This is a genomic window from Opitutus sp., from assembly GCA_024998815.1.
Lineage (GTDB): Bacteria > Verrucomicrobiota > Verrucomicrobiia > Opitutales > Opitutaceae > Rariglobus.
Genome location: JACEUQ010000002.1, coordinates 1 through 12,392 on the forward strand (window position 1 = coordinate 1; position 12,392 = coordinate 12,392).

The 12,392-nt window shown below is 62.6% G+C and carries 13 protein-coding genes; 6 read left to right on the plus strand and 7 right to left on the minus strand.

The features are described from left to right. On the minus strand, positions 1 to 646 hold a 646-nt coding region (locus H2170_07860), incomplete at its 3' end, for a helix-turn-helix domain-containing protein (protein MCS6300007.1). Between the two features lie 198 nt (positions 647 to 844). On the opposite strand from H2170_07860, the gene H2170_07865 reads away from it, so the two are divergent. The 5 genes from H2170_07865 (at position 845) to H2170_07885 (ending at position 6,012) form a co-directional block, all read left to right on the plus strand. Continuing rightward, positions 845 to 1,636 carry a 3-ketoacyl-ACP reductase gene (locus tag H2170_07865; GenBank protein MCS6300008.1) on the plus strand — a complete coding sequence of 264 codons (792 nt, stop codon included), beginning with the start codon at positions 845 to 847 and terminating at the stop codon, positions 1,634 to 1,636. Between the two features lie 43 nt (positions 1,637 to 1,679). Then, a complete protein-coding gene (locus H2170_07870) occupies positions 1,680 to 3,056 on the plus strand; it encodes a glycoside hydrolase family 88 protein (protein MCS6300009.1) in 1,377 nt (458 codons plus the stop codon). 12 nt (positions 3,057 to 3,068) lie between these two features. Further along, positions 3,069 to 3,881 (plus strand): sugar phosphate isomerase/epimerase, encoded by an 813-nt coding sequence (locus tag H2170_07875; protein ID MCS6300010.1) that lies wholly within the window; start codon positions 3,069 to 3,071, stop codon positions 3,879 to 3,881. Between the two features lie 66 nt (positions 3,882 to 3,947). Beyond that, complete coding sequence (locus tag H2170_07880; GenBank protein ID MCS6300011.1) at positions 3,948 to 5,093, plus strand: Gfo/Idh/MocA family oxidoreductase; 1,146 nt, start codon at positions 3,948 to 3,950, stop codon at positions 5,091 to 5,093. 247 nt (positions 5,094 to 5,340) lie between these two features. Beyond that, entirely contained in the window at positions 5,341 to 6,012 is a 672-nt protein-coding gene (locus H2170_07885; GenBank protein MCS6300012.1) for a hypothetical protein, read from the plus strand. A gap of 36 nt (positions 6,013 to 6,048) precedes the next feature. On the opposite strand, the gene H2170_07890 is transcribed toward H2170_07885, so the two are convergent. From H2170_07890 to H2170_07910, 5 genes are all read right to left on the minus strand, one after another. Continuing rightward, complete coding sequence (locus H2170_07890; protein ID MCS6300013.1) at positions 6,049 to 6,408, minus strand: hypothetical protein; 360 nt, start codon at positions 6,406 to 6,408, stop codon at positions 6,049 to 6,051. Between the two features lie 118 nt (positions 6,409 to 6,526). Then, positions 6,527 to 8,875: a hypothetical protein gene (locus tag H2170_07895; protein MCS6300014.1), complete on the minus strand. Its 2,349-nt coding sequence runs from the start codon at positions 8,873 to 8,875 to the stop codon at positions 6,527 to 6,529. Further along, positions 8,872 to 9,381 (minus strand): hypothetical protein, encoded by a 510-nt coding sequence (locus H2170_07900; protein MCS6300015.1) that lies wholly within the window; start codon positions 9,379 to 9,381, stop codon positions 8,872 to 8,874. Before H2170_07900 ends, H2170_07895 begins: the two co-directional genes overlap by 4 nt. A gap of 341 nt (positions 9,382 to 9,722) precedes the next feature. Next, positions 9,723 to 10,085: an STAS domain-containing protein gene (locus H2170_07905; protein ID MCS6300016.1), complete on the minus strand. Its 363-nt coding sequence runs from the start codon at positions 10,083 to 10,085 to the stop codon at positions 9,723 to 9,725. A gap of 295 nt (positions 10,086 to 10,380) precedes the next feature. Beyond that, positions 10,381 to 11,070: an HDOD domain-containing protein gene (locus H2170_07910; GenBank protein ID MCS6300017.1), complete on the minus strand. Its 690-nt coding sequence runs from the start codon at positions 11,068 to 11,070 to the stop codon at positions 10,381 to 10,383. A 29-nt stretch (positions 11,071 to 11,099) separates the two neighbouring features. On the opposite strand from H2170_07910, the gene H2170_07915 reads away from it, so the two are divergent. After that, complete coding sequence (locus H2170_07915; GenBank protein ID MCS6300018.1) at positions 11,100 to 12,167, plus strand: IS630 family transposase; 1,068 nt, start codon at positions 11,100 to 11,102, stop codon at positions 12,165 to 12,167. Here the strand turns inward: H2170_07915 and H2170_07920 are convergent. Continuing rightward, entirely contained in the window at positions 12,164 to 12,391 is a 228-nt protein-coding gene (locus tag H2170_07920; protein ID MCS6300019.1) for an HDOD domain-containing protein, read from the minus strand. The two genes, H2170_07915 and H2170_07920, sit on opposite strands and share 4 nt — an antisense overlap. Position 12,392: the final 1 nt, after the last annotated feature.

A 12,392-nucleotide genomic window follows, 5' to 3' on the forward strand; every position in this document is an offset into this window, starting at 1 on the left:
CAAACCCGCTGCGTTCCGCCGCCTCCGCCACCGTCGCACCGGCTTCCAACTCGGCCTGGGCCCGCTTAAGCCGCAACGCCGCGCGCAACTGCCCCGCCGTCATGCCGGTTTCCTTTTTCAACAGCCGCGTCAGGTGATCGGGGTGGTAGCCCACGCGCTCCGCCAGCTTCGCCACGGGAAGCCCCTCGCCGCCGCCGTCCACACCGGAAAAAACCGCCCGCGCCCGCCGCACCACTGTGCCCTCGGCTCCCTTGCGTTCTTCGAGCAGACCCACCGCGCGCATCAACACATCGAGCACCATCAACACCGCGCCCGCCTCCCCGGGCCGCACCTGCGCCGCCTCGCCCTCGCTCCAGCCGCGCAACTCCGTAAGCGCCCGCCGCAGCTCGTTCAACTCGCCCTGCGCCAGCATCGCCTGAGCGCTGGTCGTTTCGCCGGGAACACTCACATCCAGCGCTATACACAGCGGTTTGCCGCCTGCATCCTCCACAAACGCGTGCTCACACCCCGGAGCCAAATAAAACACCCGCCCCGCCTGCACCGCTTCCTTGCGTCCGCCCACCCACTGAGTCCCGGTTCCCGTCAAATACAGCAAAAACTGCCCGTGCGCGTGCCGGTGCGTTTCCACCCAGCCTTTCTCCGGCAAATGCCGGTTCAAAGCGAACCGCATCACCCTCAATTTCCCCACTCGAATATCCAAGCTATGGGCATACAGCGGGCGCAAATTCCTTAACTTCATGGCACGGGTATAATTTCGAGTAATTTTAATTTAAAGTCGGAAAAGTGCTTATTTAATCCAGTTCTGTCCTCACCCCATTTTCAAAACCCCGCTATAGTGTAACCCATGAATCCCCAAGCCGTCGTTCTCGTCACCGGTTCCAGTCGCGGTCTCGGCCGTGGTGTCGCCGAAACCCTCGCCGCTCTCGGCGTCAGCGTCGCCGTCCATTACGGCTCGAACCGCGCGGCAGCCGACGAGACCGTGGCGCGTTGCCAAGCCCTCGCCCTCTCCCCCGCCCAGCGCTTCATTTCAGTCGCCGGCGATCTCGGCCAGGCCGCCGGCCGCCAAGCCCTGTTCGATGGCACCATGGCCGCCTTCGGACGTATCGACGCTTTGGTGAACAACGCCGGCATCGCCCCCCGAGTCCGCGCCGACCTCACCGAAGCCACCGAGGAGATTTTCGACGAGGTCATCGATGTTAACCTCAAGGGGCCTTACTTCCTCACCCAGTTGGTCGCCAAATACTGGCTCGCTCACCTCGGCCAATCGCTCCTACCCGACGGCTACAAACTCATCTTCGTAACCTCGCTCTCCGCCTCGGTCCCCTCGGTTAATCGTGGCGAATACTGCATCTCCAAAGCGGGCGTCGCCATGGCCACCCAGCTCTGGGCCAACCGTCTTGCCGGCGACGGCATCAGCGTGATCGAACTGCGCCCCGGCATCATGGCCACCGACATGACCTCCGGCGTGACCGCCAAATACGACGCCTTGATCGCCGGTGGTCTCGTCCCACAGAAGCGTTGGGGCACCCCGGCCGATCTCGGCCGCGCCGTCACCGCGATTGTCGCCGGCCACTTCCCGTTCTCCACCGGCGACGTCATCAACATCGATGGCGGTTTCCACCTCCGCAGCCTCTAAGTCCGGCCGCTCCGCGCCCCCCCCTTTTTTCTAAAAACCCGCCATGATCCACCTCGACCCGTCGCTCACCCCCGCCGCTCTCGCCCCCGCGCTCGACCGCTTTTTTGCGGTCGCCAAAACCAAAATCACCTCGCTCGACCGCGACTACGACGAAACCAAGGGCTCGCCCGTTTTCACCGTCGCCGGCCGCTACACCACGCGTGGCTGGACCGAGTGGACCGAGGGTTTCCGCTACGGCATCGCCTTGCTGCACTTTGACGCAACCGGCGACACCGAGAGCCTCGCCTCGGGCCGCAGCCGCACCGTGAGCAAGATGGCCTCGCACGTTTCCCACATCGGCGTGCACGACCACGGTTTCAACAACCTCTCCACCTACGGCAATCTCCTGCGCCTGCTGCGCGAAGGCCGTCTGCCCGCCAACGAGTGGGAGAAAAACTTTTACGAGCTCGCCCTCAAAACCAGCGGCGCCATCCAGGCCGCCCGCTGGACCGACCGCCCCGGCCAGCCCGGCTACATCCACAGCTTCAACGGCGCGCACTCGCTGTTCGTGGATACGATCCGCTCCTGCCGCATCCTCATGGTGGCGCACCGCCTCGGCCACGTGCTCATGAGCGAAGGCGACAAACCGGTTAACCTGCTCGACCGCGCCCTCCAGCACATCACCAACACCGCCCGCTTTAACGTGTTCTACGGCGAGGGCCGCGACCGCTACGACGAGTCGGGCCGCACCGCCCACGAGGCGATTTTCAACGTCAAAGACGGCGCCTTCCGCTGCCCTAATTCGCAGCAAGGCTACACCGGTTTCTCCACCTGGACCCGCGGCCAGGCTTGGGCGCTGCTCGGCTTCGCAGAAGAACTCGAATTCCTCGCCGAGATCACCGACGCCGAGCTCGCACCGTTTGGCGGCCGTGCCGCGCTGGAGGCCATGATGCTCAAGGGTGCCATCGCCACCGCCGAGCACTACATCGCCAACACCCCGACCTGCGGTATCCCTTATTGGGACACGGGCGCCCCCAAGATCCACCTCTTGGGCGATTACCAGAACCGCCCGGCCGATCCCTACAACGCCTACGAGCCGGTCGACAGTTCCGCCGCCGCCATCGACGCCCAAGGTCTGCTCCGCCTCTCCCGTTACCTGCAAGGCAAGGGCGACACCGTCCGCGCCGCTCGTTACCTGCAAGCCGGCCTCACGGTCGCGAAAACCTTGTTCAGCGAGCCCTACCTCTCCACCGATCCGAAGCACCAGGGCCTCATCCTGCACTCGATTTATCACCAGCCCAACGGTTGGGACTATACCCCGGACGCCGGCAAGGCTCCGTACGGCGAATCCTCGATGTGGGGCGACTACCACGCGATGGAACTGGCGGTTTATCTGAACCGCCTGAACAAGGGCCAGCCTTACTACACGTTCTTCGCCTAAGTTTTCCCCGTCATGGACAACCTCTCCCGTCTCGCCATCCACACGATGACGACCAAGCCGTGGGACCTTCCCACAGCCGTCGCCAAGTTCTCTGCCGCCGGCGTCCCCGGTGTCGGTGTCTGGCGTCAATGGCTCGCCGGTCGCCCGCTGGCCGAGTCCCGCGCCATGCTCGCCGACAACGGCCTGAGCGCCGTCTCGCTGGTGCGCGGTGGTTTTTTCCCCGGCCTCAACGCTGCTGAACGCACCGCCGCCCTCGACGACACCCGTCGTGCCCTCGATGAAGCCGCCGCCGTCGGCGCGCCCCAAGTCGTGCTGGTATGCGGCGCCCGCCCCGAACTCAGCTTGCCGGAAAACCGCCGCCAGATCACCGAAGGCGTCGCCGCCTGTCTCGATCACGCCCGCCAAACCGGGGTCAAACTCGCGCTCGAACCGCTGCACCCGATGTACGCCGATTGCCGCAGCGCGATCAACACCATCGGCCAGTGCAACGACATGATCGATCAGCTCGGCGACACCTGGCTGGGCATCGCCGCCGACGTTTATCACATCTGGTGGGATCCGCAGTTGGAGTCAGAAATCGCCCGCGCCGGCCGCCGCATCATCGGCTTCCACGTCTGCGATTGGGTGACGCCCACCGCTGATTTCTTGAACGACCGCGGGCTGATGGGCGAAGGCTGCATCGACATCCCCGGCATCCGCGGCCTCGTCGAGAAAGCCGGTTTCGACGGCCCGATCGAGGTCGAGATTTTCTCCACCCGCCACTGGGCCCGCGACCAAGACCAGTTCCTTGCCGACATCCTCACCGCCTACAAAACCAAAGTCTAAGTAGTCGGTTTCCCTTCATCCCTTTTTCTCACCCTTTCCCGTTTCCTTTCCTCTAACCCTCACCCTATGAAAATCCACAAAATCGGTATCATCATGAACGGCGTCACCGGACGCATGGGCAAAAACCAGCATCTGCTGCGTTCCATCGACGCCATCATCAAACAAGGAGGCGTGCGCGTTTCCCCTGACGAGATCATCATGCCCCACGCCATCCTCGTGGGCCGCAGCGAAGACAAACTGCGCGAGCTCACCGCTCTGTGCTCGGTCAAAGAATACACCACCGACCTCGACGCCGTACTCAAGGATCCGCAGTACCAGATCTATTTCGATGCGCAGACCACGCTGCACCGTTTCGCCGCCGTCAAAAAGGCCGCCGAGGCTGGCAAGCACGTGTATTGCGAAAAGCCCACCGCCATCGCGACCGCCGACGCGGTTGCCCTCTACGAGATCTGCCGCAAGGCCGGCGTGAAGAACGGTGTGGTTCAAGACAAGCTCTGGCTGCCCGGCATGGTTAAACTGCGCCGCCTGATGGAGCAGGGCTTCTTTGGCAAAATCCTCTCCGTGCGCGGCGAGTTCGGTTACTGGGTTTACGAGGGGCACAACATCCCCGCCCAGCGTCCTTCGTGGAACTACCGCGCCGAGGACGGCGGCGGCATGGCCATCGATATGCTCTGCCATTTCCGCTACGTGATCGACAACCTCTTCGGCCCGATCAAGTCGGTGAACTGCCTCGCTTCGACCCACATCGAAGAGCGCGTCGACGAAGCCGGTAAACCCTACAAGTGCACCGCCGATGACAGCACCTACGCCACCTTCGAATTGACCAACGGCGTCATCGTGCAGCTCAACGCATCCTGGAACGTGCGCGTTCGCCGCGACGACCTGCTCACCCTGCAAGTGGACGGCACCCACGGCACCGCCGTCGCCGGCCTGCGCGATGTTTACATCCAGCACTACGGCAACACGCCCAAGCCGATCTGGAACCCGGACATCAAGCAGCCCATCGACTTCTTCTCCGACTGGAGCAAGGTTCCCGAGCAAGAGAGCTACGACAACGCCTTCAAGGTGCAGTGGGAACTGTTCCTGCGTCACGTTGCCCTCGACGAGCCGTTCCGTTGGAACCTTCTCGAAGGTGCCAAGGGCGTGCAGCTCGCCGAAGTCGGCCTGCAATCGAGCGCTGACCGCACCTGGAAAGACCTGGCGAAGATCTAAAACCCATACGCGTTTACCATTGGTGCGCCGGAAATCCTTGAGCTCACTCTCAAGGCCACACTCGGATGGCCCTAGCTCGAATGGGCCTAGGTCGGATATGCCACACACTGATAGACCAAGCGCCCCGTGGCCTTGCGCGTGAGCGCAAGGTTTAGACTAATTCGGTTAAACGGAGCGGCGGCATCGGCATTTTGGCCCGTGCCGCCGCTCTTTCATTTTAAGCTCCCGCAACCACACTCACCGCATCATGAAGCCCCCCGTTGTCATCCTCTTTGCCGACCGTCACTACGGCGCCGCCCCAGGGCGTGCTCAGGCCGAACTCCTGAGGCCCTTATGTGAGGTTCACTATATCGAGGAAGATTACGCGGCGCTGATTGCCGCCCTGGCTGCGCACCCCGAAGCCACGCTCGCCTTCAATTCCATCGCCGGCACACCGGGTAACCCGGCGCCGGCACCCGAGCTCGAAGCGCCGCTGCAGGCCCACCTCGCCGCCGGCCGACCGCTGTGGATTTTGCACGGTGGCAGTGCGGCCTGCTGGCCGTGGGCGTGGTGGCGCCAACTCATGCCATTGCGCTGGGTACGCAACGGCGACCCCGACCAGATGCCCGTCAGCACACACCCGATCGTGCCGCTGCACCTCGTCGCAACGCCGGCCGCGCTCGCGAGTATCCCAAATATCCCCGCCATCACCGACCTGCCCACCGACGAACTTTACATCAAACTGGCAGCGCAGCACCCCTTCGAGACTTGGCTGACCATCAATTACGAAGGCGTCGATTATCCCCAAGCGTGCAGCGCGTCCAGCGCGTGGGGCGGAGCGATCCACTGCTTCCTTCCTGGGCACTCCGCCGAAGCGCTCGGCCACCCGGCGTATGCGGCGCTGTTCACCGCTCTCGCGCGTAAGTGGCTCGCGGCGTAAGACAAGCCGCGCCGCTCCTCGACTCGATTCCGGCCATCAGGCCTTTGCCGGGTAAGGACAGTTGCGGCAGCCATTGCCGCAGCACTTTCCCTGTTTAAGCAGATACCAGCGGGTGAAGACGTAATTGCCTCCTTTTACCGTATAATCGATGTGCTCGAGCAGTCGGTTGGAGGCTGGCTTTTGTTTCGCCAAAATCAGGGCCTCCTCAAACGGCAAGTCGGCCAAACGTCCTTCAATGTGCTTGCCGATGACCTTCGCCAAACAGGACGGGCAGAGGCATTTTCTTGAAAAATCCGCCGGCAAGATCGCCGGATAGTCGTTGCACCAGCAGGTGCCGACCGCACAACCACAGTCAAACGGCGTACCGCATTCAGAGCAGGGCTGGTTGGACTTCATGAGAGGCAACGTTTTGAAGCCCTCCGCCAGCCGATGGCAACAGCATTGCCCGCGCCCGGCGAGTAAGCCGTGAAGGACGATGTTGGACAGTTGGACGGTCTTTCCCCCGTCCCCGTATTCAGGGCGCCCCCACCGACTTGGCGGTCGGGCGCGTGGTGACCTCCCACGTCAGCGCCCAGCCGCTGGCGGGATGACTCAATGAAACCAACCCGGAGGACGGTTCTTTGATGATGGCCGGCGTCGGCAGGCACTTGACCCTAATTTGCCGCTCCATGAGCTGAGTTTCCCAGCGCCGATCCAACCAGGCGGGCGTCCGGCTGTGCCAGACCATCGTGCCTGTGACCGCTTCACGGGAGGTTAAATCCACCGTGAAGGTCGGCGCCGATTCGCTGAAAACGGCGATCGTTGTCACCTCAATAAGACGCTCCGCCGGTGAGATGGATAGGCGCGCCTGCTCGATTCCGTTTTCATCAACAACGTGGGCGGTAAAGCCCTCCGTCGGCACCAGCCCCGTCCAATTCAGGTGCAGTCCGTTTTCGCTCACGCGCAAGCCGTTAACCGGTTTGCCCGTGGCCGTATCGAGCCAGACCGGGTGCTTTGTCCAGGTTGCGCCCTTGGCCGGCCGGAAACTCCACCCGCCATTCACCACCGGTTTGCGGAATGACTCGGGCTTGGCCGCTTGGGTCCCTGCCCAGGCCTGCACCCGCGCTTCGGCCAACATGGGGTTGCTGGGGCGTTCAGCCGGAGTGGTCGCTAAAACGGGATCGCGGAAGGACCGCACCTTCAACTCGCCAATTTTGTAGGTAATCAAGGTGGCCTCAGCAGTTTTTTTGACTTTGGCGGTGGCGCCGGCGGAGGTGGTTGCGGCAGTGTCCGGATTATCGGAAGCCGCAGGCGCGGACGCGGGCGACGGGGGAGCGCCGCCCGCGTTGTTCGCGGCAGTACTTCCTGAAGGCGAAGCGCCGGATTCGCTCGAAGCAGCACCGGCCGCGTTTGCATCAGCGCTAGGCGGAAAGAGCGTTGTGGCGAGGGCGTCCGGAGTGAGATCGAATTTAAGCGGCGGAGGATTCTCCGCAGAAGGCGGGCTCGCGGTTTTGTTAGCCCACACGATTTCCGTCACGCCCGGGGGTTCGCTTGATTTTGGCGCAACCGCGGAAGCCGGGGCCGGGGCTGGCGCAGCGGCTTCCGGCGCTGCGTCTGCAGCCTCCGCCGAAGCCGGCTTTCCCTGAATTTCTGGAAGTGAAACGGCGTCGATACCCGCTGCCGTGTCTTTGGCCGGTGCGGGCGGCGCCTCCGGTGAAAGCCCCACCGTGCCACTACCAAGCGCGGGGGATGGGGCCTCCGTACCGCCACCGTGCGCGGTGGTTAAGGGTGCAGCTGCGTCCGCTCTCGCCTGCTTCGGCGTGGAAGCCCCGGCCGCACCCGCAGACTCCGCTGTGTGAGCCGACGTAGCATCGGCGACGGCGGTCCCGTTGGAGAGGGCCGGAGTCGTGAGTGTTTCGGCGTGGGTGGTCACGGTGGCGTCGGCCCCGCCCAATTTGCCCGTTTGCCCTGGCAACACGGGCATGCCGCCTACTTGTGCGCTCGGTGCCGGCGCAGTGGAAAAACCTGGGGAATGCGCTTCGTTAGCCGCTCCCGGCGGGGCCGAGTGCGCTTGCGCCACAGTCGTCGAGCTCGTGCCCAACGCGGCCCCGGTCGGTGCGGCGGCCTCCCCGTGTGCAGGCGTTTCGGCTGCCGGGGCGGTCGGGGGCAACAACGGCGCCTGGTGCGCAACCTCTGCCGCAGGGGCTTCGTGCGTTTCACCGCTAGCGAGCGCAGGCTGCCCAGGCTGCACTTCGGCGGGCGATTTCGGAGCGCTACCTTTGAACCAAAACACAGCCGCCGCCGCAGCTAGTACCACCACGCCACCAGCGCCCCAACGGACGAGTTTAGTGCGCTTGGTAACAGGCGGTTTCTCCACGTGTGCCTCGTGCGCGACAGGGGCTTCCGAAGGCGTTTCGGCGACGGCCTCCGAAGGGTCGGCCAGTTTGGCCGGCGCTGGATGGCTGAAGCCCCAGCTTCGGATAAACCACCCCGTGTCCGTCTCCACCGCGTACGTACCCAGATCAATGTCGGTGCCCTCGGTTAGATCGTGAACGATGGATTTAACTGCGGCTAAAAGCTCGCGCGGGCTGGTGATTGCCGGGTCTTCTTCGCGCCGTTCCAAATCGGCGGTGATGTCGAGTAGGGCATGCTGCAAAAGTTGGCGTATGTCGGCCAAGTCGGCCGCTTCAGGAGCCCGCGGCACGGAGCCCCCCAACCAGCGCCAGCCCACCATGTCGGAGCCCGCGGGACGATGCGGCTCCAGAAACACGCGGCGGAAATGCTCACGCAGCATCGACCACGAAGCGTGGACGGGGCGTCCGGACACTTGCACCGCCCCGCTCTCAGGGTCATCGGCCTGCCACGGTATGCGCTCGTCGTTCATGGGGCGACCTCCTCGGTTGAAAACAGGGTGGCCAACGGCCAGGTGTAACTACGTCCAGGGACGAACCATAGACTTACTCCGGCGTCGGTTGCGGCGGCCGTTTCCGGCTCCACGGGATCGATCTTGGCGCGCAGCACTTCGCGGTGCACCCGGTAAATCCCACCCGGCAAGTCAATGCGGCGGGTTTCGCGCGGGGCCAGCGTTAGCCAAGGCAAGCCGGGGGGGGCGGGGGCGGCTTCAGGAGCCGGGGTGCTGGCGTAGATTGGCGGGGGCGCGGAAGCGGCGGTGGATTCCGCGCGAACGAAAGCGATGCGCCAAGGCCACTCCGTGTGGTTTTCTACCATGACCAACGCCGTTTGGCGCACATAGGGCGTGGCGGGTTGTGGCGGGGACGCGCACCCAGCACCGACAGCGAGCACAAGTAGGGCGCACGCCCACCCCAAGCCGGTGCGGGAAACGCGGCGGAACACCGACTCATCGGGACGAAGCTGTGAGCGAGAGGGCATGGCGGGGCGCACGATAACTCCACCGTTAACGGCACATTCGCACCGAAACTTAAACGCTGCGGCGCATATTGCCCAAAAATCCACCCGCAGAAGCCCTACCGTTGGCCCTCGGCCCTCTGATTATACGTCGCGATCAAGATGAGCTCAACGAAGTTGGTTTATGAACAGAGAGAGCTGAAACCGTTGAAAATGACCCTGAGCTCACGCTCAAGGCCACGAGGCGTGTGCGCCCGACGAGTGCGCTCACGCGGAGTGTGTTCTCGCGGAGTGTTCTCACGCCGAGTGTGGCCTTGAGCGTGAGCTCAAGGATGCTGTATCCCTTAACTCTAACGCTCAGTAGTTTAAGCACCCAGCGGCGCAGTCACGTCCGTACTGTTGCTCGGCTCCGCCGCTGAAACCGATTCAAACAGGGAGCACAGGTGCAATAATTCCAATACGGCCCACACCCCGGGGCGCACCTGCGTCAGCCGAATGCCTCCGCGCACGCACAGTGATTTCCTGAAAATGCTGATCAGCGCGCCGACACCCGAGCTGTCGATAAATTCAACGGCGCCCAAGTTAATCTCCACGCCGGTTACGGCCGCCACCCAGGCCGACTCCACCCCCGCCTTAAACTCGCCGGCGATTGCCGCATCCAGGCGCGTACTGTCCACCGTGACGCGAAGCGTGCCGTCGTTAATCGTGGTGCTGAAATTCAGGTTCATACGCCACTGACATCGCCGACTTGGGTTTGAACCCTAAAACCTGACAAACACGGGAAATTCCCCGCAGCCGGTGCTCACCGTTGTGCAATCCCACCCACGCCCTGAGCGGGATGGGGCGACGCTTTGCCCGTTGGGCAAAACACCCTGCGCTCACGCGCAAGGCCACACGGTTTGCCCCTCCCCGACTCCCGCGCAGCCTGACTACCGTGGCCCTGAGCGTGAGCTCAGGCACTGGCGCAATCCGCCCCTTCAGCGCGGATCAAGCGTACCTCCACTCACCTACTCCGGCATCGCTTTACAGCGAATTGGATCCCGCTGAAACGATCGCCAAACCGCTCTGTTCACACAGCACTTTGGTCGCCACGGTGATCTCCTCGCTCATTTTCAGGATGTCCAACTGGGGAATCCCTGCGTCGGCAAACATCTCCTCCGATATCGGCCAAGCATCACTGGTCACCCCGAGGCCAAACTCGGTACTCGCCACCAACGTCGCAGTAAGGTGCAAAAGCGCCCCCCAGCGGCGCACCTCGGTATTCTCCACGCTCCCCAGATCATGCTGATGAACTAGTACTTGACTAAAAATCGGGTTCATTCCCCAAAGCGAGAGAACCGAGCCGCCGAGCTCGGCGTGGGTGCAGCCAAAAACTTTACGTTCCCAGCTCACCACGGACTGAATATCCGGCAAATCGCCGGCACCGGCGGGGATCTCCATTTGCAGGGCGACGCGCTGAAGCACGATCCGACCTAGGTTGTGCAATAAGCCAATGGTGTAACCCGCCTTATGGTCGACACCCGCTTTGCCCGAGACCAGCTCCATGCCCACCGCCATGGCGATGGAATTGGCAAGCAGGCGGTCTGCAGAGATGCGGTAAATGGGTAGGCTTTGCTCGCAGAGTTTGGCGGAAACGGTAATGCAGGCGACCCGGTAGGCCTGAAACGCCCCCAGCCAAGAAAGCGCCTGATCTAGGCTAGTGCTTACTTGCAATAATAAGTGATATTTTATCCGCTTTGTAGATGGGACGAAAAGCCGTGCGAATCACTTGTAGCGAGGGGGATCAGCAATCCCTAGAAAAACGGGCAACCAGCCGGATTGAGTCGAGGCAGCGAGTTGAGCGCGCCCGGATGATCCTTGGGTGCGTGAGTGGCGAGCAGGTGCAAGAGGTGGCGCGCCGCTGCAACACCAGGCCGAACACCGTAATAAAGTGGAGGGATCGCTTTGTGCTGCTTGGCATGAAGGGGCTGGATGATGCGGCACGGCCGGGCGCGAAGCGCACCTACGGTGAGGACTTTCGAGATCGGGTGCTGGCTTTATTGGAAGGGCCACCCCCTCCGGGGCAGGCGCGCTGGGATGGTCCAGCGGTGGCCCGTGTGCTCGGCGGCTCGGTGCACGCGGTCTGGCGAGTGCTGCGCAAGGAGGGCATTTGCCTGCAGCGCCAGCGCTCGTGGTGCGTGAGCACTGACAAGCAGTTCGCAGCCAAGGCAGCCGATATCGTCGGGCTCTACCTGAGCCCACCGGAAAAGGCATTGGTGATAAGTGTGGATGAAAAGCCTGGCATCCAAGCCCTAGAGCGCGCCACCGGTTACGTGGAGACCGACAATGGTAAAATCGTCCAGGGACTCAAAAGCACCTACAAGCGCCACGGTACACTCAACTTGTTCGCTGCCCTTGATGTGGCCACGGGCTTGATCAAGACGCAGAAAACCACCCTTAAGCGCCGGGAGGAGTTCCTGCTGTTCATGGACCAAGTGGTGGCGGATCACCCGCCCGAGAGAGAACTCCACGTGATTTTGGATAATTATTGCACCCACAAAAAGTGCGACGCTTGGCTCGCTCGGCACCCCAATGTCCACTTCCACTTTACCCCAACCTCGGCGAGTTGGCTCAATCAAGTTGAAATCTGGTTCGGCATACTAACAAGGAAGGCGCTACGGGGCGCGAACTTCAGAAGCGTCGCCGAACTTAGTCAGGCCATTGACGCTTTCGTCGCCGCCTACCTGCCCAATGCCAAGCCGTTCAAGTGGCGCAAGCGCGAGGTCAAGGGAAGCCAACTCAGAAATACTATCATTAATCTACGCAATTAAGCACTAGTTACCGTCTCACCGCGCGTGTAGCAGGCACTGTTGGCCATGCGCAACAGGCGACTGGTGATGGCGACATCCATCGAAACCAGTCGTATCACCTGGTCGATATCAACGTCCGGCTTTTTGATTTCCCGGTAAAGCGCGTCGATCAGTTTGGCAGATGAAGGCAGGCGTGCTGAAGCGGCTTTGAGCCATTTGGAGTCAACCTTGATGAATGGAGTCATG